Here is a 26,521-nt window from a genome sequence, read left to right as displayed (position 1 = left end):
TCGCTTATTTAATTTTGCAGCTAATAGATATTGAAGAAGTATTTGGCAAAAGCTTATTAGATAAATTGCGCTATTTACAGAGTTTTATGTGTCAACATATCAGCTATGTACACTGGTTTAGGAAAATTGTCTATTCAATCTGAAAAATGGCGTTCTGGGGTTGTCATGTTCTTAAATGTAAAGTTTTGTTACGAGATTCAACATTTCTGCTATCGATTATACTCAAAGAAGTCTTGATTTATCTGAGCAAATAACCGATGAAGCAGGAATTATTTTTTCTTTGGGAAATTTAGCCGCAATTTATTGGCAACAAGCAAATTTTCAGGAGTCTGAAAAATACTTTAAACAACAAAAGAAAAGAGCTTTAGCTATTTCAGATGTGGCAGGTGTTGCCCATGCTTGCGCTGGATTAGGAGAAATTTATAGTATCACTCGAAAGGATGATCTAGCCTATCAATATCTTAATCAAGCTTTAGATATTGCCCTCGATATTGGAGAACGATATGTAGAACTAGAGACTTTAATTATTTTGGCCGAATTTGAAGAAAAAACCCATGATCTTAAATCAGCTATTAATCACTGGCAACGAGCTTTACATCTTTCTGAAAAATTAAATATGCTCTCCCATAAAGAGAACTGTGAACAAAACCTAGAAAGGTTGTTAAACCCCAACTAAGTTGAGACTGAGTAACGCACAGAAAATTGGTTTGGTTGGCTTTTCGGTGGTGATTAGTTCATCAGCTTGAATTTGCAGCGCAGCAGCAACATGAAGTGCATCCATCGCCGCTAAACCGTAAGTGCCAGCAATTTCATGACTCACTGCATCCTCCTCGACGTGCAGCAAGTTCTTGTTCTATTTCGTCTTCATTGAGCAGTTGCAATCCAGCCGAAATTGCCCGATGTCGGATTTCCCATAACTTTTTGCTTAATGGTGTTTGGGGAATAAATTTTAATTATATCTATTACTTCGCTACCATTATTATTCAATTCTTTAATTAAGTAGGTAGGCGTTAAAAGTTGTCAGATGCCCCCCTTATCAAGGGGGGATCCCCCCGCCTATCGGCACCCCCCTTATCAAGGGGGGACTAAGGGGGGATCGGCACCCCCCTTATCAAGGGGGGACTAAGGGGGGATCGGCACCCCCCTTATCAAGGGGGGCAGGGGGGATCGAACCTAAAATCCATTTTTAATTTAATTATAACCAGCTACTTAAGAAGTCTAAAGATGGCATAATTACTTATTCCGAATATTGGCATTTAGGCATTATTATAGCATTCCAATTTTCTAAAGTCAAACCCTCAACTCTAGCTAAATTAATACCATTAGTTTATAGAATAGGAAATACTTTTTAATCTTTAATTCTTAGGATAAGTTGAGGTATAGTTTCTCATCTTAACTTTAATTGGAGCGATCGCATTTTTTCTGTAAAGGAGAGAGAGGCGATCGCTGTTGAGTTGAGGATGAAGGATAAATTTGAGCTATAATAGGGGATAAAATTAACAAACAAGGTAATTATCAATGCCATTAAAGCAAAAGTATATTACTGATGAACAGGGTAATCAAATCGGTATTCTTTTAGATATAGAGGAATATCGAAAACTCCTAGAAGATTCTGAAGAATTGAATGCTATTAGAGCCTATGATTTAGCTATTTCGGAAGAGGAAGAAATTCCTTTTGAAGAGGCGATCGCCGAAATTGAAAATAGTCGTCAATGAATTACACTATTGCGATTAAAAAACAAGCTTCTAAGGCTTTAGCTAATCTTCCCCAAGATAGTTATCAGAAAGTTCGAGACGGGATTAGAGCATTAGCTGACAATCCAAGACCAGCAGGGTGTCTCAAACTGACAGGACGAGAAGGCTGGCGGATTCGGATTGGAGTTTATCGCGTTATTTACGCGATAGATGATTCTGCAAAAAAGGTGATTATTTTAGATATTGGACATCGAAAGGACATCTACCGATAGGCGATCGCGTTTTTAATAAAAATTTGGAAGAGGCGATCGCTATTTTACTGTGAGAAGAGGAGGGCGATCGCTTATAATAAATCCAGTGATCAAAATAGAAGGAGGCAAATGCCAGCAAAAGACCTCTATCACGAAGCCGTTAAAAATGCCTTAATTAAAGACGGCTGGACAATTACGGCTGATCCTTATCCTATTGAATTTGAAGACGCTGAATTGTATCCAGACCTGGCGATCGAGAAATATATTTCCGAAGAACAAAGACAACGTAAAATTATCATTGAAATTAAAAGCTTTCTTGGCCCTTCAATCGACTAAATCCTTATCTGGCAAGAGACTTAATTGATTAGTTCGCTCTAGAGCAAAAACAATTGACAAAAATCGCTAAATGCCTTTCTCTATAAGGGTTCCATCCCTTATAACCCCCGTCCATTGCATAAGACAAACCGAAGAACCGAAATGGCTTTGGGGCAATATATTTTTTATCGTGATCTTATTCAATTAGGATAAGATGAATACCAAGAAATCTATCTGGCTATTAAAGATGAAATTTATGAGACTTTTTTCCAACGAAAATCTATTCAAGCCGTTATTAAAAGACACCAATTAGATTTATTAGTTGTCAACATCGAAAAAGAGGAGATTGTCCAATGGATAAACTAACTAACTATCGCCAAATTATTCAAAATACCTTAACAAAGCTAGACACAATTGCGAATAGCTCATCCAAAAAAAAACTAGAAACCTGTTTAATTTTTGATGAAAATCATGATCATTATCTATGGATGTCTATTGGTTGGATAAACAAAAAGAAAATCAACAATATTCAGATTCATATTCGTATTAAAAATGAAAGAGTTTATATTGAACAAGATTGGACAGAAATAGGAATCACCTCTCAATTATTAGAAGCAGGGATTCCCAAAGAAGATATTGTTTTAGCATTTCATGATCCTGCAAGTCGTAAATTAACAGAATTTGCTATTGCTTAATCAGGGGCGATCGCATTTTTAGCTGAGGTTAAGAAGGGCGATCGCTGTTTTTCGGAGTTTGAGAGGGGCAATTTGAGCTAAGTACCTAAGCAAAATTAATTACACATATCTAACCACCTCTTGCCTCCTGCCTTTTGCCTATCTTCACTAGGAAATTAATTTTGCACGACTACTTATAATAGGGGAGAAAATTAACCTAAAGATTCAGGTGCCTCAAACGCATTCACAGAGAGGCTTCTACAATCTCAAAACTCGCCAAACTAACAGATTCATTCTCAATAAGCACGAGAATTAAGGCTTTTAGCATTTCTTTCTTAATGAGAGTGAGTATTTTGGCATAATTCGCCCAAATGCTTACCTAGTATAGGTTTGACTGCTTTAATCGTCGATTGATTTGGTTTGATTCAATGGAAAATCGGCTCTCCCCGGTTTGGTGGGTAAAATGTATTCTAAGATACATTCCTCAAGAGCGAGGGAGTGGAAGGAACCACTCCAGACAGAGAGGACACAAAGATCGATCGATCATAGAGTAAGTTAAACTGATCACACAGAACCTAGAAGAGCCTGAATTATGAATTATGAATGATGAATTATGAATGATGAATTATGAATGATGAATTATTGTGTAAGATGGTGATCGCACTACAACGCCCACCCTACTCCAATGGAAAGGCAAAAGATGACTACTACTCTTGAAAGCTTACAGGAATTTATTGATTTTTGTCAACAGCACATTACTGGCAAAGAAAGGAAAGAAGCTCAGATTTTCCTAGACCGTTTCTTTCGAGCTTTTGGTCATAAGGGTGCGTTAGAAGCGGGTGCAACCTATGAGGAGGCGATTACTAAAGGTAGCAAGAAAGGTAAAACAGGATTTGCTGATTTAGTTTGGAAACCTCGTGTTTTAATTGAAATGAAAAAGCGAGGAGAAGATTTAAGTAAGCACTATCCCCAAGCTTTTGAATACTGGAGTCGCTTGGTTCCTAATCGCCCTCGCTATGTCTTATTATGTAATTTTGATCAGTTCTGGATTTTTGATTTTGATCTTCAAATAGATGAACCGGTAGATCGAGTAAATCTCAACGATTTGAAAAATCGGGTCAGTGCCTTCAATTTTATGGAAGTAGGGAATCGTACCCCTATTTTTCAGAATAATCAAGTCGAGATTACAGAAACGGCAGCGCGGCGGATGGGTGAGTTGTTTCAACTGTTAAAAAAACGCGGTCATAAAAGCGGTTTTGATGAGTTGACGGCCCAGCGATTTATTTTGCAGTGTGTCTTAGCAATGTTTGCTGAGGATCGAGGATTGTTACCAAGAGATTTATTTATTTCTTGTGTACAAGAATGTCTAAATGGTGGCAATTCCTATGATGTCTTGGGGGGATTATTTCAACAGATGAACCAACCCGGAATTACCCCCGTTGGTAAATATCAGGGAGTGGATTATTTTAATGGGGGACTGTTTAGTATAATTCATCCGATTGAATTAACTAATAAAGAATTAGAGTTTCTGGATGTGGCGGCGCGTCAGGATTGGAGTAAGATCCGTCCGGCAATTTTTGGTAATATTTTTGAGGGGACAGCTAATGCTGAAGAACGCCACACCTACGGGATGCACTTTACCTCAGAAGCGGATATTATGAAAATTGTTCGCCCAACTATTAGCCGTTACTGGGAGGAGAAAATTGAGCAAGCTGGGACGATTGGCGAGTTAAATACACTTCAGTTAGAATTACAGCAGTATAAGGTACTTGATCCGGCTTGCGGTTCGGGTAATTTTCTCTATGTCGCCTATCAAGAATTAAAGCGCATTGAACAGTTATTAATTGAAAAGATTGCTAACCGTCGTCGTTCTGCTAATGACCAGTTACAGATTAGTTTTGTTACGCCTAAACAGTTTTATGGAATGGATATTAATCCTTTTGCTGTAGAATTAGCGCGGGTGACTTTAATGATTGCCAGAAAGGTGGCGATTGATAAGTTTAATTTGACGGAAGCTTCTTTACCTTTGGATACTTTGGATAGTAATATTATCTGTGCTGATGCTTTGTTTACGGATTGGCAAAAAGCAGACGCAATTATCGGCAATCCTCCATTTTTGGGAGGGAAAAAGTTAAGGACAGAACTAGGAGATGAGTATGCAGAAAAAATTTATCAAAAATTTCCTGATGTTCAAGGACAACCTGATTTTTGTGTTTTTTGGTTTAGAAAAGCTGCGGAAAATCTTGGGGAATTAGGAAGAGCCGGTTTAGTTGGTACTAATTCAATATCACAAGTTTCTGGGAGAAAAGCAAGCTTAGATTATGTAGTTAAGCAAGGTGGATTTATACATGAAGCGATTTCAACTCAGCCTTGGTCTGGTAAAGCTAACGTTCATGTCAGTATTGTTAATTGGAGTAAAGAAAGACCGAAAGAATTATTTCTAGATAATTTATCGGTTAATTTATTATCTACGGCATTGAAAGCTCAAATATCAGTGGATAATGCCGAAAAAATAAAAGTTAATAATCATTATTCTTTTGAAGCTTGTCAATTAGCAGGAAAAGGATTTGTCATAACGGAAGAAGAAGCTAATAAATGGATTGAGTTAGATCATAAAAATCAACAAGTTGTCAAACCTATGTTAGATGGAAAAAATTTAATTAATCTTTTTGAACAAAAGAATTGGGTGATTGATTTTGATAATATGGCTCTTGAAGAAGCGGCTGAATATATCTTACCTTTTACAAGAGTAAAAGAAAAAGTTAAACTGGAAAGAGATAATAACCAAGAAAAATCAAGACGTGAAAAATGGTGGCAATTTGGTAGAAATAGATCAGCAATGAGACAAGCTATATCTAAATTATCTTGCTATTTTGCCATTCCCAAAATCGCTAAATATATTGTTTTTTCTCCAGTTGATGTGTCCATACTTCCCTGTGAAGCAAATATGGTAATAGCCTCCGATGATTTCTACATTCTAGGAATTCTCAACTCAAAAATACATCGCCTCTGGGTAAAAGCTCAAAGTTCAACTCTTGAAGACAGAACTCGCTACACCAATACAACCTGTTTTGAAACCTTCCCTTTTCCCCAGAAACCTTCACGGGAACTTGTCGAAAAAATCCGTCAAACCGCCGGGGAATTACACGAATACCGCAGCCAACAGATGGAGAAAAAACAATGGGGAATCACCAAACTATATAACCAATTCTTTAACGAACCCAGTAGCCAACTGTATCAACTCCATCAGAAATTAGACAAGCTAGTAATGGAAGCATATCACTTCCAAACTGACGACGACATCTTAGAGAAACTATTAACCTTAAATCTGGAATTAGCAGAAAAAGAGAAGCGAGGAGATTGGTTTGGTTGGCTTTTCGGTGGTGATTAGTTCATCAGCTTGAATTTGCAGCGCAGCAGCAACATGAAGTGCATCCATCGCCGCTAAACCGTAAGTGCCAGCAATTTCATGAGCATTCTGTATAATTTTTTCTAAGTCAGTTGCCCAGTAATTAACAGCCAGAAAAAATGTTTCGTAAAATTCTATTTCTTCTTGTTGCTTGTTAAAAGTTGCTTTAGGCAATACTTCTAACTGAACAAATCGACTGGAGGCAAACTCCCGATTTTCATCGTTGAGAATTTGATAGGCTTTGATACTGGCTGATTGGATGCCTTGGAAAGCAGTAATCAGTACGCCAGAGTCTATGTAGGCTTTCTTATGACTCACTGCACCCTCCTCGACGTGCAGCAAGTTCTTGTTCTATCTCCTCTTCATTGAGCAGTTGCAATCCAGCTGCGATCGCCCGATGTCGGATTTCCCATAACTTTTTGCTTAATGGTGTTTGGGGAATAAATTTAGCTTCTGGTGTTGTTTGTGACTCAGATTTAAGTATTTGAACAAATTGCCAAACTTTTTGTTGCTTTTCCGGGGTCAATTCTCGCCATTGTTCAAGTAGTTCTTCTTCTTTATCCATAAATACCTCGCTCTTAAATTACGCATTCCTCGAATCGTTGGCTGTCCAAGACATATTTGTGGATTAACTTTCGGCTCTTGTAGTAGATATGTATGGGTAGTTCAGGTGTTTTAGGTGGGAACTGGTTCACCCGGCCGCAAACTAGACCATTTACCGGTTTCGCGTAAAAAGCTTTCACAACCCACCACATCCCACTCCATTTCGATATAATCTTCCTTGGTGCGAATGTTAACGTTAATAGAAGGGTTCTTCGCTTCAAAGTCCGGTGTCTCGGTGAGATGACGTTCCTGATGTTGTGTTTCTACGGCATGATAGGTGAGACAGCGATCAACAAAATAGCAGTTAATACAAATACACATAGGTTTAACTCTATAAGTCTTTTCCGTTAATCTAGCTCAGTCTCTCCCCAAATGGGGCCGGTCAAAATTATATTTTTGTAAATTTATCTTCTCGATGTCTTGTCAAAAAAACCTAGATAGTTTAGTTAAAGAAGTTTTTGCGATTAATCAGCAAGAATTGCCAGAAAATGCTTATTTAGTCGGTGGTGCTGTGCGAGACGCTTTATTAAACCGTCAGAAAGACTATATTGACCTAGATTTTGTGGTTCCCGAAAAAGCGATCGAAATTGCTCAAACTATTGCCCATCAGTATAAGGCCGGTTTTGTGGTTTTAGATGCCGTTCGTCAAATTGCTCGCGTCGTTTTTCCCCAGGGGACTCTTGATTTCGCGCAACAGGAGGGAGAATCTCTAGAAATAGACCTAAAAAGACGGGATTTCACCGTTAATGCTCTCGCTTATAATCTCCACACCCAAGAAATTTTCGATCCTTTAGGGGGATTAAAAGATTTAGGCTGCCAATCCCTGCGGATGATTTCCCGCGAAAATCTTCAGGATGATCCCCTAAGATTATTAAGGGCCTATCGACAAGCGGCTCAATTGGACTTTGAGATCGAACCCCATACCCGTGCAACTATTCGTTCTCTTGCCCCTTTATTGCACCGTGTAGCCGCCGAAAGGGTACAATCCGAGTTGAATTACCTTTTGCTCAATTCCCGTGGCAATAAATGGCTAAAAAGTGCCTGGGAAGATGGCTTATTATCTCTCTGGTTGCGTCGGATTACCCCCGCAAAAATGGAGCGAGTCATGGGGGTGGAAGCGGCAGCGGGATTTTTAGAATCTTTGTTACCGGAAAAATTTATCTTTTCCCCTTCTCAGTTACAGTTGACAAAATTGGCCCTATTGGTATCGGATATTTTGGCAGAAGCGGAAAAAGAGTTAATCGATCTCAAGTATTCCCGTGGGGAAATTCGCACGGTAATCACGGTGATTAAGTGTTTACCTCCCCTCAAGGAGGCAGATAATTTAAGTCTGCGGGAACAGTATTTTATTTATCTAAATACGGGAAAAGTATTTCCTGTCTTTGCCCTTTTTGCTTTATCAATGGGGATTAACAAAAATATCGTCGCTTCTCTGTTGACTTCCTATCTCGATCCCGATAATATTATCGCCCATCCCCGACCTTTATTAAGGGGCGATGATTTAATTAACCATTTACACCTGAAACCTAGTCCGATTATCGGTAAGTTATTAACCGAGGTACAAATTGCCCAAATTGAGGCCCCTTGATAAGGGGGGTGCCGATAGGCGGGGGGATCTACCCTTGATAAGGGGGGTGCCGATAGGCGGGGGGATCTACCCTTGATAAGGGGGGTGCCGATAGGCGGGGGGATCTACCCTTGATAAGGGGGGTGCCGATCCCCCCTTAATCCCCCCTTAATAAGGGGGGCATCTGATAATTTTTAATGCCTACCTACTTAGCAATTGTTCACAGTTTGGAGAGTTTTGTCTGTTAATCAGAGTTTTAGATTCGGATTGAGTCTCAGGGTTTCGACTTATCCAAAACTGAGATTATCCAAAACTGAGATTTATTTAGTTTTAAGCTGTGAAGATTGGGGAGCGTTTTCTCCTTAGATTAAAACACGACCGTTTTATTGTACTCCCTTCGATTGATTCAAGAGATTTTGGTAACATTCGGTCGGGGTACGGTAAGATAAATATTTAAAGGGAGTCTGATTAATTATTTCTGCAAATCTTTCGTTATCAACCGCATTGTACTGATCTACTTTAGCGATTAAATTCTTCATGTTATTCATGGAGCTTACCAGACTCCTATTCTCGGATTTGAGATAATGAATTTCAGGGGAATCGCCCTCATGCCGATCAATGGTGGTAATTTGAGCGATAATTCCCTTAATTCCCTGCTTGTACGAAGAAATTAAGGTGTATAAACTCTTTTCCTGAGTAATGAGAAAAATACCTCTCTTCCTGAGATCGAGGACATCAATTCGCCAAGCATTATTATCGGCGATAAAATCTTCTCTTGACTGCACTTCTCGTTGAAGTCTTTCGGCCGCTTTGCTTGACAAAATCAGATTCATCTCTAAAAATAAAGTTAATTATTTAATATTATAAACCAACTAGATTTTTGGTTCTTCGTTACTTGGTATGGTTCGATAGGGGGGCATAAATGGACTAAATCCTTATCTGGCAAGAGATTTAATTGATTAGTTCGCTCTAGATCGAAAACAATTAACAAAAATCGCCAAATGTCTTTCTCTATAAGAGTTTAATTCCTTATAACCCTGTACATTGCATAAGACAAACCGAAGAACCCTAATTAGGTTTGAGATTCGGCCCTTGCTATCAGGGAGCAATGTTACGGTAAAAAACCGAGTTAAATACCAAAATTAGGCGTTTTTATCGACAAAATTGTCGAATCGAATTTTAAACAAAAACACGATGCTGTAGGGAAGGCATTTGTCGTCGCACTTGTTGCAGACGTTGGGGATTAATTTCGGCAATTGCCACTCCCGCTTCTTCCCCTGCATCGGCTAAAACCACACCCCAAGGATCGATAATCATAGCGTGACCGTGGGTGTAACGGCGTTCGTAATTATTGCCCGTTTGAGCAGGAGCTATTATATAACAAGTATTCTCGATCGCTCGCGCTTGTAACAAAACTTTCCAATGATCTTTCCCTGTAAAAGCTGTAAACGCCGCAGGTACAAATAAAACATCGGCTCCTTGCCGCGATAAATAGCGATAGAGTTCGGGAAAACGCACATCATAGCAAATCGAGAGGCCAATTTTTCCCAAGCTATCGGAGCCATAAATCGGCGGTAAATCGATTCCTGCCATGACTGTACTCGATTCCTGATAGGTGTTACCGTCCGGGACATTGACATCAAAGAGATGGACTTTTTGATAACGGGCTAATTCCGCACCGTTGCCATCGACTAAAATAGCGGTATTATAAGCCTTATCGGGAATACCCGTCACCGGCACGGGAAAACCACCCCCTAAAATAGTCACTTGAAACCGTTGGGCCATGGTGCGGAGGAATTTATCGGCTTTTCGAGCAATAGTCTCGGCCTGGGCGATTTTATCGCTTTCTGCCCCCATAAAAGCGAAATTTTCTGGTAAACCGATTAATTCCGCCCCTTTACCCACGGCAAGTTCGATCAACTCTTCAGCGGCAGCGAGATTTTTCTCTAAATCCGGCTGACTGGTCATTTGAATGGCGGCGGCGAGATAGGATTTCATGGGGGTTGAAGCTCTAGAGTCGGATAATCTCTGTAAAATTAATCATAACCTTCGATTATATCCAATTTCAGATATTTTGTCACCCCATGAGTAAAATTGTTTTCTGTGACTTTGATGGCACTATCACCGCCGTGGAAACTTTTGCGGGTATGCTCAAAGAATTCGCCCCCCATTTATCGGCTCAAATTATGCCCCAAATGTACGCCCGTACTCTGACTCTGCGCCGGGGTGTTCGTCAACTGCTAGAGTCGATACCGAGCCAAAAATACGCCGATATTCTCGCCTATGCCGAAAGCAAGCCAATTCGCCCCGGATTAGCCGAATTCCTCGCTTTTTTACAGGAGCAATCCATCCCTTTTATTATTATCTCCGGTGGCATCCAGGGCATGATTGAAACGGTCTTAAAACGGGAGGGACTATTAGATAAGGTGACGGCAATTTATGGGGTCAATCTTCATACTCAAGGGGAATATCTGCAAGTTCACTCCGATTGGGAAAATGAGACAGAATTAGTGGCTAAAGCCTTGATTATGGCCAAATATTCAGGAGTAGAAACTATTGCGATCGGTGATTCTGTCACCGATATTACCATGGCTAGAAAGGCCGATCTAGTTTTTGCTAGGGATCGTTTAATCGATTATCTGCAAGCGGAAAATCACCCCTATATTCCTTGGGATAACTTTTTTGAGATTCGCGAATATCTGTTATTGAGAGATTAGGGATTGGCTGTTAATTAGGTAGGGGTTAAAAATTGTCAGATACCCCCCTTGGATTAAGGGGGGATCAAAGAGGGCGAATGCAATTCGCCCCTACAATAATATTATTGCGCCAATGGTAGGGGCGCACTGTGGTCAGTGAGTTTATCGAACTGCGTGCGCTCTGTAATATAGATATTTCGACCAAATTGAGATGCACCCAAGATTTTTTTACTACCCTACTCTCAAGGGTAACAATAATTATAAATTTGTGTTGGTTTACACTTGACAAAATCGGGGGGGGGTAAAATACCGTTGTTGCTCTGTCTTGTCATTGAGGAACTAACTTAAAATTTAGTGATTGGCAATTTTGAAAAAACCAATTTTTCTCCCTTGCCAATGTCGCTTAATTTGAGATTTTTTCCTTTAAAGATCAGTCAGAACATTTGTTTGTTTATTTGTTTTGAGGAAACTTTCTAAACATGAAAACTTCGACTGTGCTAAAACTCTTGTTAACCTCTACTTTAGGTTTGTCCCTAACAACCACCTTCCTTGTGCGTCCTGCTGCTGCTGGTGGTTTTGTCAATGCTGGTTTTGAAGACGGTAATTTCAACGGTTGGACGCAAGGTAGTGGCTACTGGTACGGCACCTCGCCGTTACCGGTAGATCCGGATCACTACCAAGTAGGCGGATCCGACTACGATGCGAGCGCGGACGCGAGTGCGATCACCCACGTGGGTGATCTCGATCCCATCGTGGGAAACCTGATTAAAGGGGGGGTCGGGCCCACCGTATACATTGGAGATCATGCCGTGCGCATGAATAATCAAGTCAATAACAATTCCGTCAGCACTATCCGGCAATCGGTTAAGAACTACATGGACAACAATATCTACTTCGCCTGGGCGTCGGTTTTGGAAGCTTCTCACGGTTCGACCGATTCCGATTACTTCAGTCTGACCTTGAAAGATGACACCGTAGGGGATGTATTGATCTCGCGGGTGTACAACTCCTACAATAACGGCTCGATCTTCAAGGACTTCGGTACAGGCTGGTTCTACACCGATCAGTGGCAAGTGGAGCAATTAGATCTCCAAGCCCTCGGCCGGGTCGGTAACGATTTTACCCTGACCTTGCTGGGATCTGACTGCCCCTACGGTGGTCACGCGGGTTACGTCTATCTCGATGGTTTCGGTAAAGCTCCGCCTCAAGCAGTGCCTGAACCTGCTTCAGTCTTGGGTTTACTCGCCATTGGTGTTCTTGGTGCGGGTTCAGTCTTGAAGCGCAAATTAAAATAAAAAACTGGTCAATCTAGCCTTAAATTGGCAGCGATCGCTCTATATTGATAAAGTGCGATCGCTTTTTTGGGTTATAATAGTAGAAGTGTGAATGACTAAAGTAAAATTGAAAGTCTATCTTGATACGAGTGTTCTCAACCGAATCTTTGACGATCAGACTCAAGCCAGAATCTATTTGGAGTCAATCTCGATGCAATTAATTTTCCTGCTGGTGGAGAATGAAGCAATAGAAATTGTCTCTTCTGATGCGCTAGTATATGAAACCCAGCGAAATCCTTACAGCGACCGCCGCACTTTTGTCGAGCTAGTCCTGCAACAAGCTAGGCACTTTCAACTGATTACGGAAGAGGTCTTAGCAAGATCGCAGCAAATCGAAACCTCTGCTAAAATTAAAGGAGTAGATGCTTTGCATATTGCTTGTGCCGAAGCTATAGAAGCAGACTACTTCATTACCTGCGACGATCGAATGATTAAAAAATACAGTGGCACTCTTGCTGTTAAAACTCCTGTGGAGTTTGTCGCCATTATTTTCAACGCTTGAATTGAGAAAAATTACTATGAAAGTTCCAACAGATTTGACGATTCCTGAGATTGAGGAAATTAGAAAAGAGGGAGTTAAAGCTCTTGTAGAGAGATTGGGAATTGCTAAAGCGGCTTTCTTTCTAAGAGAAACAGCATCCCAACCTCTAAATTATTTAGAAATTAAAGATCAGTTATTTGGCGAAATGACAGCGAAGGATATTTACGATCAAATTAAAGGCGGCTATCACTGAAATGATTGAGGAAATTCGTCAAAAAGTTAGACAAAACCAATTGGAATTTTCTCAACACGCTGTCAATCAAAGTATCCTGCGTCAGATCAGTGTTCAAGAATTACGGGAGGCGATGGAACAAAGCGAAATTATTGAAGATTATCCGGCTGATAAGTATGGTGCAAGCTGTTTACTTTTGGGATTTACTCTAATTAATAGAGCCTTACACATTCATTGTAGCTATCCCTCTCGCCCTTTGCTCAAAATTATTACCCTATATGAACCCGATCCAAATTTATGGATTGATTTTAAATCAAGGAGAACACCAGATGTCAACTAATTCTAGACAAGAAACCTTAATTGAACAAGAAGTTACCTATACCCTTGAAATCAATGGCAATTTTTTTATTATAGAAAATGTCCCCGCTAGAGTCTGTGTAGAAACGGGAGAGCGTTTTTTTGCACCAGAAACTGTCGAACGCTTGCAGGAAATTGTCTGGGAAAATAAGCGACCAAAACGGGTAATTGAAACACCAGTATTTGACTTTGCTAGTTAGTGTTTAATAGAAAACTGGCAAATCGAGCAACAATTGAAGTCTTAAATTAGGGGCGATTGCGCTATATTTGTAGATTGTGATCGCTTTTTTGTTTATAATAGTTAAAGACACGATAAATTGATTCAAGTCAAGCCTATGCCACTAACTCTTAATTTAACATCGGAAATCAAACAATATCTCAGCACACCACCCTTATCAAGGGTAGGGTTGATTCATGAATCAACCCTACCTTATCAAGGGGAGCAGGGGGGATCGAACCTAAAATCCATTTTTAATTTAATTATAACGAGCTACTTACTTAAAGATACTATTTTAGAACAAGAAAAACAGACCAAACTGGTTAATTTACTTCAATCTTGGATTGATGAAGAAGATGAACAGGAACAACAAGAAACCGGTGAATATTTAATCGAAGCACTCAATCAAGATCGTTTATCTGAGCGTCCTTTATTTCCGGCTGAATTAAAGGGAGTAACTTGGTGAATAGAGTAGTTTTATTAGATACGGGAATTATCGGTTTAATTACTAATCCTAAGCGAGCGCCTGAAAGTCTAGCTTGTAATTGTTGGCTACAAACGCTAATTAAAGCAGGTATTAGGGTTATTCTTCCAGAAATTGCTGATTATGAGGTGCGTCGAGAGTTGTTACGCGCTAACAAGATTAAAGGAATTAAACGACTGGATGAGTTAGCATGGGTTACGCTACCGCTAACCCATCCTACAAATAATTGTGCGTCCGTACTTATGACAAAATATTGATCGGGAGAAACTTTAACTCTTTTTTTGACTATCTCTGGTAATTAAATAATCATTGTTAAGTAGCTGGTTATAATTAAATTAAAAATGGATTTTAGGTTCGATCCCCCCTCAGTACTAGGGTTGATTCATAGTAGGGTTGATTCATGAATCAACCCTACCCTTAGTCCCCCCTTGATAAGGGTGGTGTCTGATAATTTTTAACGCCTACCTACTGATCTCCCATTAACCTGAAGAGTAATTATCTAAAATCCTTATTCATCCCCTAAATAAGCTTCAATCACTGCGCGATTCTCCCTGACTGTGGCTGGATCTCCCAAAGCGATTAACTTACCGAAATCTAACACGGCAATGCGATCGCATAATCCCATCACTAAAGGCACATGATGTTCGATTAACAGGACGGTTAAAGCTAAATTATCGCGAATTTGTCGAATTAGCTGACTTAATGACCCCTTTTCGCTGGGATTCATCCCGGCTGCCGGTTCATCGAGGAGTAATAACTGGGGTTGCAAAGCTAAAGCGCGGGCAATTTCCAAGCGTCTTTGATCACCATAGGCTAAATTACGGGCTTTTCGGTTGCTTTGGTCGGTTAATCCGACTAAATCTAATAATTCCCCCGCTCTTTTATAGGTTTTTTCCTCCTCCCTTCTCGAAACTGGTAAACCCAAAATTCCTGTCCAAAGATTGGCTCTATTGTGAATGTGACCAGCGATCGCTACATTTTCTAAAGCCGATAATTCGCCAAATAAGCGCAAATTCTGGAAAGTACGGGCAATTCCCGCCTGAGCGATCTGGTGAGGACGATAATTCGCCAGACTATCGCCTTGATAAATTAAATCACCACTGGATAGGGGAATTAAACCGGTGATCAGATTAAATAAAGTCGTTTTTCCCGCCCCATTGGGTCCAATTAAGCCAAAAATCTCGTTTTTTTGTACCTGAAAGGAAACCCCATCGACGGCGACTAATCCCCCAAATCGACGGGTGGCTCCCCGCACTTCTAATAAATTTGCTGGCATCCTTGTTAACAGATTAAATTAGTCGATTTTACTCGATCAAGACGGTTGGAAGTAAGCATTGCACCGACCAAAAAAAGATATTTCTCAGGAGATTTACCCCGAAAGAATCAGTTTTAAAGATTTATCGGGCAATTATTTGGGTCGGGAAACATTTTACACAATCCCGACCAGATAAGCAAAACGGCTCACCACTACTAGCGAATCATACCAAATCCGTTTTTAATAGTGTGATTAACTCCCAAGTTATGAATTGTTTCTCCCCGCTCCGCTCTCCCCACCTCCCCCCGCAACGCGCACGAAGTGGTCTTCCCTCTCCCTAATTCATAATTCATAATTCATAATTCATAATTCCCACTCCCCTATACCTTCTAAACAGGATTTAGTATCACTACCCATAACGAAAAACTGCCATAATTGCAGAAATGTCCTCATCTAGCCAAAAGGCGATCGCTATTGATGAAAAATGACGCTAAAATTATCGATCTCGTCATCCGGCTGTTTTTTCTGGGCCTGTTGTTATTTGCTGGTTTTACCCTGCTGCGTCCCTTCCTAACCATGATCCTCTGGGGAGCAATTCTAGCGATCGCTTGGTATCCGATCTTTCTCTGGTTAAAAAAGCTGCTCGCTGGCCGGGCGAAACTGGCCGCGGTTCTCCTCACCCTACTTTGTCTAGGGATTATTATCGGTCCGGTGAGTGGCATTGCAGCGGTTCTGGCGGGTAATCTGCGAACGCTGGCCGAATATATCGATACTGGTGCGGCGGTGATTCCCCCTCCCCCCGCCGATGTGGCCACCTGGCCGCTGATTGGCGAAAGGATTGCCGGTCTCTGGCAGCAGGCATCGGATAACACGGGTCAATTTCTTCAACGCTTCGAGCCACAATTAAAAGAACTGGGGAAAATCTCCCTTTCTCTGGCCACCAGTACCGGTCTGACGGTGCTGAAATTTATCGCCTCGATTCTGATTGCGGCGGCCCTCACCCTCTCGGCTAAAAATCTGACTCGCCCGATGAACCGGTTAGCGGAAAAGATTGCCCCGGGTAGAGGAATCGCGCTGGCCAGTCTTACCGCCTCCACCGTCCGCAATGTGAGCCGCGGTATTATTGGCGTTGCCATCATCCAGAGTCTTTTGATCGGCATCGGTTTAGTGACGGTGGGAACGCCTGCGGCCGGTTTATTAACTTTCCTCACCCTAATTTTGGGCATTCTCCAAATTGGCCCCGGTTTGATTGTCTTGGGGGCGCTCATTCACGCTTGGGTAACACTACCCCATTCCATCGCCCTATTATTTACCCTCTGGATGATTCCCGCCACCCTGGTGGATAATTTCCTCAAACCGATCTTAATGGGGCGCGGTCTGCCCATTCCTATGGTGGTGATTCTGTTGGGGGTGTTCGGGGGAGTGATCGCCTACGGGATTATCGGTTTATTCCTCGGACCGGTTCTGCTCGGTCTCTGCTACGAGTTAGTCAGAGCTTGGATTGCTGAGGATAGCCCCGAACCATTGGCAAATAGCCATGATCAGCCAATCTAAGGGCGGATATGTCTAATTTTTACCTTGAAAAGGCTCACAGGTTTGGTAGTTGTCATCCCTGGCCACTACCTTATTTTTACCAGGAGTCGCTAGACTCAGTTTTGGGGCTTATGCAGAAACTCAACAAAATGCAGAAATATCTCCTAAAGAAATCATCTTTGGCCTGTAATCGCTAATCTTTGCTTCTCCTCTCATCCCTTAACCCCCCAAATGAGCATTGCCAAATTAATTATCTCGATCGTCGCTCGACTTTTGACCGGGGCAATTTTCTATCAACCGACAGGAGAGAAAATTATCGCCCTTACTATCGATGATCTACCCACTCCCAACGATCCGGAAGGAAAATCCACTGATCGCATTTTAGCAGCGATCGCCGCTCATAATCGAGAAAAAGCCAGCCCGGCAACTGCCGTCAAGGCGACTTTTTTTCTGATCACGGGACACCTACAACCGAACTCCACCTTGATTGAGAGCCTCATCGCCCAAGGTCACGAAATCGCTAATCACGGCACCCAAGATCTGCGTACCAGTCAACTGGCCGCCGACGCTTTTGCTAGTCAGTTTCGGGAAGCTAACGATATTTTAACTCGTCTTGCCGGTCTTGCACCGCGCTGGTATCGTCCCGGTCAAGCCTTCTATAATCAATCTATGCGCTCGTTTTTGGGGAAATTCCCCGGCTACGAGTCCCGATTTGCCCTCGCTTCCATGATCCCTTTAGATACCGGAAAAGCAACGAATCACCCTCAATTTACCACTTGGTATATCTCGCAATTTATTTTCCCCGGGGCGATTTTAGTGCTTCACGGTGGGTCTCCCGAAAGAGATGAAAACACGGCGATCGTGCTGAAGAATTTATTAGCGAAATTACACGATCGAGGTTATCAGGTGATGACTCTCAGCCAATTACTTGATCACAAACGTTATTAGGTGACATTTTCTAGGCATTAAGGACAAGAAAAGATGATGGTAATCTGACAACATTTGGCGATAAGGGTTGCCAAGAGGTTTTCACTAATCTAGATAGACTTCGTTACCCTGAAAAATCCTGTATTTTTTAACAAGTCAGACTAAATCTTTCCAGGAGGAGTTGCAATTTTTTTCTTGGCATAAGTTGCTATTTGAGAGACGAAAATATAGAAGCAGCTGATTATTTACTAATCTACTTTTTTTAATTTTTAACGGGTTAGGACTGAGATATACTGAAATTGTTGCTTATAGATCACTACTATGGGACGTTTAGCGCTGATCAGCGTGACTGACAAAACCGGAATAGTTGACTTTGCCCGTCAGCTAACAGAAGAGTTTGATTTTGAAATTATTAGCAGTGGAGGAACCGCCAAAACGCTCCAATCGGCGGGAATTCCCGTGGTTAAAGTGGGAGAATACACAGGTTCTCCTGAAATCTTGGGCGGAAGGGTGAAAACTCTCCATCCTCGCATCCATGGCGGTATTTTGGCTAGACGGGATTGGGAGTCAGATTTAGCGGAAATGGAGGCTAATCAAATTCGTCCTTTTGATTTGGTGGTGGTTAATCTCTATCCCTTTGAACAGACGATCGCTAATCCTGAAGTTACCACCGCTCAGGCGATCGAACAAATCGATATCGGTGGTCCGGCGATGTTACGCGCCTCAGCTAAAAATTTCGCCCATTTGACTGTCATCAGTAACCCGAAGTATTACGAGCAGTATTTAAGCCAATTACGGCAAAATAACGGCGAAATCTCCCTGGAATTCCGCCAAAAAATGGCGGGGGAAACCTTCGCTTTAACCAATGCCTACGATGGTGCGATCGCTGCCTATTTCGCCAGCTTAAACGGGGAAACGACTCGCTTTCATTTGGCAGGAAATGCCCTACAAACCCTGCGTTACGGCGAAAATCCCCACCAAAGTGCCACTTGGTACGGCAGCGGGACAATGGCTCACGGTTGGGGAAAAGCGACCTTATTACAGGGAAAAGAACTAAGTTATAACAATTTAGTCGATTTGGAAGCAGCCCGCCGTTTAATCGCCGAATTCGGCAGTGAAGAACCGGCCGCCGCTATCTTGAAACACAATAATCCCTGTGGGGTGGCGATCGGTGGTAGCTTAGTGGAAGCTTATACTAAAGCTTTTCATGCCGATTCTACCTCGGCTTTTGGGGGTATTGTTGCCCTAAATCAAGCCATAGATGAAGCAACCGCTAAAGAATTAACGAAAACCTTCCTAGAATGCGTGGTTGCCCCCGATTGTAGCCCCGAAGCCCGGGATATACTCGCTAAAAAGTCAAAAGTGCGGATTTTATTGCTGCCGGATTTAAGCACGGGAGAAAAACAAACAGTAAAAGTTATCGCTGGCGGTTTTCTAGTACAAGCGGCCGATGACGTGGTAGAAACCCCGGAGGAGTGGCGCGTGGTGACAGAAAAACAACCCACTGCCGCACAATTAGCGGAATTACTGTTTGCTTGGAAAGTATCTAAGCACGTTAAATCTAATGCTATTGTGGTGACAAAAAATCAAACTACTTTAGGCGTTGGTGCAGGGCAAATGAATCGCGTTGGTTCGGCGAAAATTGCCCTTGAACAAGCAGGGGAAGCGGCCAAAGGTGGCTATTTGGCTAGTGATGGCTTTTTTCCCTTTGATGATTCTATTCGCACGGCGGCCAAGTTTGGTATCGAGGCAATTGTTCAACCAGGAGGTTCTTTAAAAGATCAGGATTCGATTAATGCCGCTAATGAGTTAGGTTTAATTATGGTCTTAACAGGCATTCGTCATTTCTTGCATTAATACCAAGTTAGGGTGTGTTGCTGCTTAAATTAACGCACCCCAACAAGTTATTAATTATCGGTTAATTTCCCGGCTCAATAGTCTTAAATTTGCCAAAAGCGCGAGGATGAACTGCTTTTTGGGAACAAAGAAAATAGCGTACAGGTTCGTAATGATTTTCAGCAGTAAAAGGAGAACAGAAATGATTTGCGAGTAAATCTTATCGCACACAGAAAGCATTTGCTCCTGAAAAAATACAAGCTTCGTTTTAGCCCTTAGGCATGACCCAAAATAGCACTTACAGGACTAGGATATAGAGGAAAAATTGTCAACAAGATATTAGACATCTCCGATTAATCAGGGTTTTAAGAGACAAAATCGAATTTTGACGGAAAACTATGGCTAATTATAACGTCAATTACTTCCCCTGATTGCTCCCATTCTATTACTTCTAAAATTAGCGCAATAATTCTCAACCTTACTAAGCCACAAACGGTAAGTAAAATCGAATTTGCTTAAAGTTTGCCGACAGATTTTTGTGTTGCTCGTCGGACCAGGTTGACCAATAACTACTCAAGTAAAATAGGTGTGAATTCCAGAATTTAACCAACAGTCTTTGATTTTAGCGATAATCTCAGTTTTAGCGGGTTTATTCAGGCAAATAGTGCAAAGAGCGTGAGCATACAAGTGAGAGCGCACCAAATCGGAACCCTGCCAAGATTTCTTGATTTTATCTTGTTCGGCCGAAGTGTCCCCAGAAATTTGATAGGAATAAGCCTGAAATTTTCTTAGCTGATATTGTGATTACCCCTAAAATAGGGTTTACCCTTGACCAAGAATCTCTCGATAGGATAGGGGGGACAGTGCAAAAGCAATAAACTCTGATACCATTTTCCAAAAAGTAAGTCCTACTTTTTGAAAAATGGTATTATCGGGGTTTGGTTGTCAGTCGTTTGATCGCTGTTCCATCAAGCTTTTTTTTGTTTGGGGTCTCTCTTCAGAAAAATTTGCTATGATATAGAGGACTGTTTAGTATTTGGTAAAAACAACCATAAATGCCGCCGTGTTCACAACTGTTCAACCCGCAAATCGATCGAGCTTACCTGATGACCTATTTACAGCAATTAAAGAGCTTAAACGGGAATTAAACGCCGTTATTCTGGCTCACTACTATCAAAATTCTGACATACAGGATATAGCTGATTATATTGGTGATTCTCTCGGTTTATCCCAACAGGCTGCCCGAACGCCAGCAGATGTGATCGTATTTGCGGGGGTTCACTTCATGGCAGAAACAGCTAAAATCTTAAACCCAGATAAGTTGGTATTGCTGCCGGATTTAGATGCGGGATGTTCTTTAGCTGATAGTTGTCATCCTCAAGATTTTGCTCGTTTCAAAGCCCAATATCCCGATCATATCGTGATTTCCTATATCAATTGCAGTGCAGAAATTAAAGCCATGAGTGATATTATCTGCACCAGTTCCAACGCAGTCAAAATAGTTAACCAAATCCCTGCCCATCAACCGATTATCTTCGCTCCTGATCGCAATTTAGGCCGTTACGTCAGTCAGCAAACTGGTAGAGATTTAGTTCTCTGGCAGGGTAGTTGTATTGTCCATGAAACTTTTTCCGAACGCAAGATAATAGAATTAAAAGTTGCCCATCCAGAAGCAAAAATTATCGCCCATCCTGAGTGTGAAACATCGGTTTTACGCCATGCCGATTATATTGGTTCCACGACGGCACTATTAAATTATTCTCTGAAAAGTTCTGAAAAAACCTTTATTGTCGCCACAGAACCGGGGATTATTCACCAGATGCAAAAATCCGCCCCAGAGAAAGTATTTATACCCGCACCAGCTTTAAATAACTGTGCTTGTAATGAGTGTCCCTACATGAGACTGAACACTCTCGAAAAATTGTATCTCTGTATGCGAGATAAAACTCCAGAAATTACTATTTCTGAAGATTTAAGAGTTAAGGCACTGTTGCCGATTCAAAGAATGTTAGAAATGTCTTAATCAGTTATCAGTTATCAGTTATCAGTTATCAGATTTGAGTTTTAAGTGTGCAGTATGGATTAAGTGAGCCTCATCAAATGCTAGTTTCCTACTGTGTTTTCACTGATTACTGTTTACTGATTACTGATTACTGAAATGCTGAAGATAAATTTTTTCGTTGTGTTTGATCGATTGAAAAAAATCGACAATGGCACGAGGATAATTAACCCCTAAAATCACCCCATAACGCTTTTGTTCCTCTGGAGATAATTTGTAAGGTTCGTGAATTTTATCGCCTTTTATTAGGGCTAATTCCGGCAACCAGTGACGTAAATAATCACCTTTGGGATCATAATCTCTCGACTGTTTAGGGATATTAAAATAACGAAATCCTCGTGCATCATTGCCGACACCAGCAGTGTAATTCCAATTACCCCAATTACTACAGACATCGTAATCAACTAATAATGACTCGAACCATTCTGCTCCCATAGACCAATCAATACCGAGATTTTTGGTCAGAAAACTAGCGACATTTTGCCGGCCACGATTTGACATAAATCCTGTAGCGGCTAATTCTCTCATATTAGCATCTACAAGGGGATAACCGGTTTTTCCCTCACACCAGAGATTAAATCTTTCCCAATCTTCTAGCCAAGGTAAATAAAGTTCTTGCAAACCAGATTTATAGAAGATTTTATTACCGTGTTTACTGCAAATAAATCGGAAAAAATCTCGCCATAATAATTCAAAAATAAGCCAATAGGTAGAGTCATTTTTTACTCTTGTTTGCTCATATTTTTGTACTTCCTCATAGATATAACGGGGGGAAAGACAGCCAAAACTTAACCAAGCTGAGAATTTTGAGGAATAATTAGTCCCTAACATTTCATTGCGGGTTTCTTTATAGGTTTTTAAGGAATCACTATCCCAAATATATTCCTTAACCCGTGATTTTCCTGCCATTTCACCCCCTTGAAACGACAAAACACCTCGCCAGTCTAGAATTAGTTCTGTTAAGCCTAAATCGTTTAAACTAGGAAGGTTTCCAAAATCTATTTTAGGTAATTTTGTCAACTTTTTCGGCGTGGGATAAGTTGTTCTTATTTCCCAATGACGTTCTACTTGTTTACGAAAATTAGTAAATAATTCCGGCAGTTGATTAAGGGTAAAAGGTAAATCATCAGGATGGTATAAAGTGGCTGTCCAAAAAGTTTTTATCTGCACGGGAAACCCAGATAAAGCCTGATTTACCGCTTTTTCTACCGCTAATTCCTCTGCTGTTACCTCTTGATGATAATAAACCTTGGCTATCTGCAATTCTTGAACTAATTGCGGGATAAGTTCTTCTGGTTTTCCCCGTCGGATAATTAAATTACCGCCTAAATTTTCCAGAGATTGTCGCAAATCTGCTACGCTTTCTAATAAAAATTTAGCTCGGAACTTGCCAGTTTTTGGGAACCCGTAGGAAGTAAGACCAAATTGACGCTCATCAAAACAATAAAAGGGAATTATCTCTAATTGTTCTTGAATGGCTCGATAAATTGCCTCGTGATCGTGAATCCGCAGATCATTGCGATACCAGATTAAAACCCGCATTTAAGTAGTTAGGTGTTAAAAACCATCAGACACCCCCATTATTAAGGGGGGAATAAGGGGGGATCGGCACCCCCCTTATTAAGGGGGGATTAAGGGGGGATCGGCACCCCCCTTATTAAGGGGGGATTAAGGGGGGATCGGCACCCCCCTTATTAAGGGGGGATTAGGGGGGGATCGAAGCCAAAATCTATCTTGAATTTAATTATCTTTTCCCGTAGTAATGGCCATAGTAATCATAATTATGGTCTTTCCGACTAACATTATTAGCCACTAAACCTAACACGGAAATGTTGGATAATCTCAGATCTTCGAGTAGATTTTTGAGCGCAAAGCGATCAGTTTTGCCCAGTTTAGTGACGAGAATTAGGCCAGTGGCCATGGCGGCGAGAATTTTCCCATCGGCAAAAGCGGCGATCGGTGGTAGATCGTAGATAATTAGATCGAAAACGTCGTCTTGCTGTAATTGCGAGATCATCTCCTGCATTCTCTGGGAAGAAAGCAAGCGGGTTGGATCTGGGGGAATTGAACCGGCGGTAAGAATCGATAAATTCTCGTAGCGGGGTAGGGATTGAATTGCCTCGTTCCAATCGAGACCCTCGGCGAGGACATTACTGAGTCCGTGGTCGTTATCGAGATTAAGTCGCAGGTGAATTTGGGGTCGTCGCAGGTCGGCATCCACCAGTAAGACTCTTTTTCCCATACTAGCGGCAGCCTTAGCGATATTTATTGATATGGTGGTTTTACCATCTCCCGGTGATACAGAACTAATCACGAGGGACTTGAGGGGGGAATCGGAACCGAGGAGGCGAATATTGGTGTTAAGAGTGTGGAAAGCTTCCGAGAAGGGGGAGAAATTATAGTAGTAGGGGTTTTCGTTGGCTGATTTCGGGCTAGTATTAGGGATAGTAATTTTGCGATCGCCAACTGTTAACTGGGGTAGGGCGGCGGTGATCACTTTTTCGATCTTACCGATGTCTTTTTGCCAGGGAATTGCGCCTAAAAGGGGTAGTTTAGTATCTTCTTTTAGTTCATCTGCACTATGATGAACGGGGTCTAATCTTTCGGCTAAAAAGGCCACCCCCAGTCCTAATAAAAGGCCACCGATAAGCCCTAAAGCCAGATTTCGCACAGGTTTAGGAGAAACGAAGTCCTCCCCTACCTCTGGTGGGGAAATTAGTTGCCAAGGCACCACTTGTTGTGCCACCTGTAGCTGTAATTTTTGCTGTTGATCCAGAAAACGGTTAAGGCTGGTGGTGGCGATTTCCAACTCTCGCTGCAAATCCGTATAGCGACGGGCTAAAACCGCAAGATTTTTGACCGAGGCTTTCTGTTGTTCGAGGGCTTGGGCAAGGGATTCTACCTTAATTTCTAGGGTTTGGCGACTGTTAGCGGCTTCCACCAATTGTTGGGTTAATTCTACTCGCAAAGCGCTCTGAGATACCAAAGCCGGGGAATTACCCACTGTCTGGGGCAGTTTTTCCCCTAGGGTTCTCTGGGCCTCGTTTTGCAGTAGGGGCAGCAAATTAGCGCGTTTTTCCTCTAGGGTGGCGATTATCGGGCTATCTTTCGCGAAAACTGCCGATTGTTTGGCCAATTCCACTTCTACTTCCTGCAGCTGCTTGAGCAAATCTTGATAACCGGGAGATTCACTGAGATAAGTAGCGATAATTGCTTGATTAGGGGCCAATCCCACCTGTTGCTGTAAAGCTTGATAGCGAGAGTTAATTTCGTTAAGGGCAACTTGGGCTGCCCGATAATCTTGTTCAGTAGTGGTTAACTGTTGTGATAAACGAGTCGCCTCTTTATCGGGATCCAGGAAATTGTATTGCTGCCGGAATTGCTGCATTTGTTTTTGTAGAGAATTAACTCGTTCCCGCAGCACCGGCAATTGAGCGTTAACAAAATCCAAACCTTGATTAATTTCGGTCTTGCGTTCCTGAGAACTATATTTTAGGTAATGACGGGCTAAATTATCTAAAACCAGCTTGATTTTTTCCGGTTCCGCATCTCGATAGGAAATTTCTAAAACTTTCGTCTCTTTTAATTGACTAATTTCGAGATCAGATTTGCCAGTTTTACTAATTAAATCACTGTAGGTAAAGTCGGGATACTTAGGGGTTATTTTACTAAGGATGGGGTTAAGAAGTTGAGGACTGGTTAAAACGGCGATTTGGGTATCATAATCGATGTCTTCACCACCTAACTGAGGTAGGATATCTTGGGCTGCCAGTCTGGAAGAACTTTTATTTTCCTCGATGGGTTGACCGATGAGCAGCAGGAATTTACCTTGATAGATAGGGGTTTTTAAGAAAGTATAAGCAGCAATCGCACCCGTCACCCCTAGGGTGATGCCAGCGATTACCCACCAGCGATGCTTGATGACAGAAAGGACTTGACGCAGGTTCAGTTCCTCTTCTTCTTGCGTCGGGGAGGGGATAAAAGCCGGTTGGGCAAAAACTGGCAGATTTGCTTGACTTTGGGTTTTTAAAGCCCCATTTTGTTGGTTGTTCATCATTAATCAAATAGTCAAGGGATAACTGTATTAAAAGATTTTCCGGTGGCAATCTGGCTCGATTTGTCACCGCTCAATCATAACACCGTGCTACAATGATAACCCTAGTTTTTCCAGTAATTACCAAATAAGGTGGGTTTAACCTAGTCAATGCCACTGGCGGCTTGACATACCCCCCCCTGAACGGTTACAAATTGTGTGCTATCCTGCCACAAGCTAAACCGCCATAACCACCATCACACGAGAGCCTAAATGACAATCCCATTAGCACCTCGCATCTCTGATACTTTACCCCCCATTACCTGGGAGAAATTGCCAGCGGATTTTGTCCTCCCTGATGAACCAGTGGAAAGCACCCTACAACCCCTCCTCGCGGCGGCTTTGCGAGAATCTTTAGAATTAGCCAGTTTAATTGTGGAAGCGAGTCTTAAGTAGTCATGCAAAATTAATTACCCAAATAAAAAATTAAGAAGTATAATACATAAAAAAACGAAGCAGCAGGAAAATACAATGAGATTGATTAGAGACCTAAACCCCGAGAG

General features: G+C 41.7%; 29 protein-coding genes and 2 pseudogenes. 22 read left to right on the top strand and 9 right to left on the bottom strand.

Annotated elements, in window-relative coordinates; genetic code table 11:
- A pseudogene (locus LW728_RS22345) lies at positions 1–143 on the top strand (IS4 family transposase); the annotation flags it as partial.
- Positions 144–208: 65 nt separating this feature from the next.
- Positions 209–676 (top strand): annotated as a pseudogene (locus LW728_RS22340) (tetratricopeptide repeat protein); the annotation flags it as partial.
- Here the strand turns inward: LW728_RS22340 and LW728_RS22335 are convergent.
- The gene (locus LW728_RS22335) at positions 662–844 is read right to left on the bottom strand and encodes a hypothetical protein (RefSeq protein ID WP_353845720.1); all 183 of its coding nucleotides are present in this window, start codon (positions 842–844) and stop codon (positions 662–664) included. The pseudogene LW728_RS22340 and the gene LW728_RS22335 overlap by 15 nt on opposite strands.
- A 674-nt stretch (positions 845–1,518) precedes the next feature.
- Between LW728_RS22335 and LW728_RS22330 the strand changes: the two genes are divergently transcribed.
- From LW728_RS22330 to LW728_RS22305, 6 genes are all read left to right on the top strand, one after another.
- Positions 1,519–1,716, top strand: a complete 198-nt coding sequence (locus LW728_RS22330; RefSeq protein ID WP_002760112.1) for a RelB antitoxin-like protein — start codon at positions 1,519–1,521, stop codon at positions 1,714–1,716.
- Entirely contained in the window at positions 1,713–1,967 is a 255-nt protein-coding gene (locus LW728_RS22325; RefSeq protein ID WP_002760111.1) for a type II toxin-antitoxin system RelE family toxin, read from the top strand. The genes LW728_RS22330 and LW728_RS22325 overlap by 4 nt, the downstream gene beginning before the upstream one ends.
- Before the next feature lie 108 nt (positions 1,968–2,075).
- Positions 2,076–2,282: an element excision factor XisH family protein gene (locus tag LW728_RS22320; protein WP_287768358.1), complete on the top strand. Its 207-nt coding sequence runs from the start codon at positions 2,076–2,078 to the stop codon at positions 2,280–2,282.
- Positions 2,283–2,489: 207 nt separating this feature from the next.
- Entirely contained in the window at positions 2,490–2,627 is a 138-nt protein-coding gene (locus LW728_RS22315) for an element excision factor XisH family protein (protein ID WP_327036704.1), read from the top strand.
- Positions 2,615–2,956 carry a XisI protein gene (locus LW728_RS22310; protein ID WP_002803043.1) on the top strand — a complete coding sequence of 114 codons (342 nt, stop codon included), beginning with the start codon at positions 2,615–2,617 and terminating at the stop codon, positions 2,954–2,956. Before LW728_RS22315 ends, LW728_RS22310 begins: the two co-directional genes overlap by 13 nt.
- Positions 2,957–3,635: 679 nt before the next feature.
- Positions 3,636–6,326, top strand: coding sequence for a DNA methyltransferase (locus tag LW728_RS22305; RefSeq protein WP_287768356.1), 2,691 nt, complete (start codon positions 3,636–3,638; stop codon positions 6,324–6,326).
- Here the strand turns inward: LW728_RS22305 and LW728_RS22300 are convergent.
- The 3 genes from LW728_RS22300 to LW728_RS22290 all read right to left on the bottom strand — a co-directional run bounded on the left by LW728_RS22300 (position 6,270) and on the right by LW728_RS22290 (position 7,268).
- Positions 6,270–6,662, bottom strand: coding sequence for a type II toxin-antitoxin system VapC family toxin (locus LW728_RS22300; protein ID WP_287768353.1), 393 nt, complete (start codon positions 6,660–6,662; stop codon positions 6,270–6,272). The genes LW728_RS22305 and LW728_RS22300 overlap by 57 nt on opposite strands.
- A complete protein-coding gene (locus LW728_RS22295) occupies positions 6,652–6,909 on the bottom strand; it encodes a hypothetical protein (RefSeq protein WP_002793765.1) in 258 nt (85 codons plus the stop codon). Before LW728_RS22295 ends, LW728_RS22300 begins: the two co-directional genes overlap by 11 nt.
- Positions 6,910–7,019: 110 nt before the next feature.
- Positions 7,020–7,268 carry a Ycf34 family protein gene (locus LW728_RS22290; protein WP_002795917.1) on the bottom strand — a complete coding sequence of 83 codons (249 nt, stop codon included), beginning with the start codon at positions 7,266–7,268 and terminating at the stop codon, positions 7,020–7,022.
- A gap of 94 nt (positions 7,269–7,362) precedes the next feature.
- Between LW728_RS22290 and LW728_RS22285 the strand changes: the two genes are divergently transcribed.
- Positions 7,363–8,535 carry a tRNA nucleotidyltransferase/poly(A) polymerase-related protein gene (locus LW728_RS22285; protein WP_287768350.1) on the top strand — a complete coding sequence of 391 codons (1,173 nt, stop codon included), beginning with the start codon at positions 7,363–7,365 and terminating at the stop codon, positions 8,533–8,535.
- A gap of 362 nt (positions 8,536–8,897) precedes the next feature.
- Here the strand turns inward: LW728_RS22285 and LW728_RS22280 are convergent, their stop codons facing one another.
- Both LW728_RS22280 and LW728_RS22275 read right to left on the bottom strand, forming a co-directional pair.
- A complete protein-coding gene (locus LW728_RS22280) occupies positions 8,898–9,335 on the bottom strand; it encodes a DUF6933 domain-containing protein (RefSeq protein WP_287768349.1) in 438 nt (145 codons plus the stop codon).
- 358 nt (positions 9,336–9,693) lie between these two features.
- Positions 9,694–10,512, bottom strand: a complete 819-nt coding sequence (locus tag LW728_RS22275; protein WP_287768348.1) for a carbon-nitrogen hydrolase family protein — start codon at positions 10,510–10,512, stop codon at positions 9,694–9,696.
- An 86-nt stretch (positions 10,513–10,598) separates the two neighbouring features.
- On the opposite strand from LW728_RS22275, the gene LW728_RS22270 reads away from it, so the two are divergent.
- The 8 genes from LW728_RS22270 to LW728_RS22235 all read left to right on the top strand — a co-directional run bounded on the left by LW728_RS22270 (position 10,599) and on the right by LW728_RS22235 (position 14,572).
- Positions 10,599–11,231 (top strand): HAD-IB family phosphatase, encoded by a 633-nt coding sequence (locus LW728_RS22270; protein ID WP_287768347.1) that lies wholly within the window; start codon positions 10,599–10,601, stop codon positions 11,229–11,231.
- Positions 11,232–11,689: 458 nt separating this feature from the next.
- On the top strand, positions 11,690–12,505 hold the full coding sequence (locus LW728_RS22265; RefSeq protein ID WP_287768344.1) for a PEP-CTERM sorting domain-containing protein: 816 nt from the start codon (positions 11,690–11,692) through the stop codon (positions 12,503–12,505).
- 91 nt (positions 12,506–12,596) lie between these two features.
- A complete protein-coding gene (locus tag LW728_RS22260; RefSeq protein ID WP_002803031.1) occupies positions 12,597–13,046 on the top strand; it encodes a PIN domain-containing protein in 450 nt (149 codons plus the stop codon).
- Between the two features lie 16 nt (positions 13,047–13,062).
- Positions 13,063–13,278 carry a hypothetical protein gene (locus tag LW728_RS22255; protein ID WP_002803030.1) on the top strand — a complete coding sequence of 72 codons (216 nt, stop codon included), beginning with the start codon at positions 13,063–13,065 and terminating at the stop codon, positions 13,276–13,278.
- A gap of 1 nt (position 13,279) precedes the next feature.
- The gene (locus LW728_RS22250) at positions 13,280–13,597 is read left to right on the top strand and encodes a DUF4258 domain-containing protein (RefSeq protein WP_002755280.1); all 318 of its coding nucleotides are present in this window, start codon (positions 13,280–13,282) and stop codon (positions 13,595–13,597) included.
- A complete protein-coding gene (locus LW728_RS22245; RefSeq protein ID WP_002795314.1) occupies positions 13,536–13,814 on the top strand; it encodes a YgiT-type zinc finger protein in 279 nt (92 codons plus the stop codon). The genes LW728_RS22250 and LW728_RS22245 overlap by 62 nt, the downstream gene beginning before the upstream one ends.
- A 117-nt stretch (positions 13,815–13,931) precedes the next feature.
- A complete protein-coding gene (locus tag LW728_RS22240; protein ID WP_287768342.1) occupies positions 13,932–14,297 on the top strand; it encodes a hypothetical protein in 366 nt (121 codons plus the stop codon).
- The gene (locus LW728_RS22235) at positions 14,294–14,572 is read left to right on the top strand and encodes a hypothetical protein (protein WP_002803028.1); all 279 of its coding nucleotides are present in this window, start codon (positions 14,294–14,296) and stop codon (positions 14,570–14,572) included. The genes LW728_RS22240 and LW728_RS22235 overlap by 4 nt, the downstream gene beginning before the upstream one ends.
- 251 nt (positions 14,573–14,823) lie before the next feature.
- On the opposite strand, the gene LW728_RS22230 is transcribed toward LW728_RS22235, so the two are convergent.
- Positions 14,824–15,591: an ABC transporter ATP-binding protein gene (locus LW728_RS22230; RefSeq protein WP_287669387.1), complete on the bottom strand. Its 768-nt coding sequence runs from the start codon at positions 15,589–15,591 to the stop codon at positions 14,824–14,826.
- Between the two features lie 456 nt (positions 15,592–16,047).
- Between LW728_RS22230 and LW728_RS22225 the strand changes: the two genes are divergently transcribed.
- The 4 genes from LW728_RS22225 to nadA all read left to right on the top strand — a co-directional run bounded on the left by LW728_RS22225 (position 16,048) and on the right by nadA (position 21,889).
- The gene (locus LW728_RS22225; protein ID WP_287768340.1) at positions 16,048–17,124 is read left to right on the top strand and encodes an AI-2E family transporter; all 1,077 of its coding nucleotides are present in this window, start codon (positions 16,048–16,050) and stop codon (positions 17,122–17,124) included.
- Positions 17,125–17,334: 210 nt separating this feature from the next.
- A complete protein-coding gene (locus tag LW728_RS22220) occupies positions 17,335–18,051 on the top strand; it encodes a polysaccharide deacetylase family protein (protein ID WP_002803025.1) in 717 nt (238 codons plus the stop codon).
- Between the two features lie 300 nt (positions 18,052–18,351).
- Complete coding sequence (gene purH, locus LW728_RS22215) at positions 18,352–19,887, top strand: bifunctional phosphoribosylaminoimidazolecarboxamide formyltransferase/IMP cyclohydrolase (protein ID WP_287768336.1); 1,536 nt, start codon at positions 18,352–18,354, stop codon at positions 19,885–19,887.
- Between the two features lie 1,042 nt (positions 19,888–20,929).
- A complete protein-coding gene (gene nadA, locus LW728_RS22210; RefSeq protein ID WP_043998019.1) occupies positions 20,930–21,889 on the top strand; it encodes a quinolinate synthase NadA in 960 nt (319 codons plus the stop codon).
- A gap of 120 nt (positions 21,890–22,009) precedes the next feature.
- Here the strand turns inward: nadA and LW728_RS22205 are convergent, their stop codons facing one another.
- Entirely contained in the window at positions 22,010–23,467 is a 1,458-nt protein-coding gene (locus LW728_RS22205) for a DASH family cryptochrome (RefSeq protein WP_287768333.1), read from the bottom strand.
- A 202-nt stretch (positions 23,468–23,669) separates the two neighbouring features.
- Complete coding sequence (locus tag LW728_RS22200; RefSeq protein WP_287768330.1) at positions 23,670–25,982, bottom strand: GumC family protein; 2,313 nt, start codon at positions 25,980–25,982, stop codon at positions 23,670–23,672.
- A 249-nt stretch (positions 25,983–26,231) separates the two neighbouring features.
- Here LW728_RS22200 and LW728_RS22195 point away from each other — a divergent pair, with 249 nt between their 5' ends.
- Positions 26,232–26,414 carry a hypothetical protein gene (locus tag LW728_RS22195; protein ID WP_287768366.1) on the top strand — a complete coding sequence of 61 codons (183 nt, stop codon included), beginning with the start codon at positions 26,232–26,234 and terminating at the stop codon, positions 26,412–26,414.
- Positions 26,415–26,521 lie beyond the last annotated feature (107 nt).

Source organism: Microcystis sp. 49638_E5 (assembly GCF_021300285.1).
In the GTDB taxonomy this organism is placed as follows: Bacteria; Cyanobacteriota; Cyanobacteriia; order Cyanobacteriales; family Microcystaceae; genus Microcystis; species Microcystis aeruginosa_C.
This window is presented reverse-complemented; position numbering and strand designations above follow the sequence as displayed.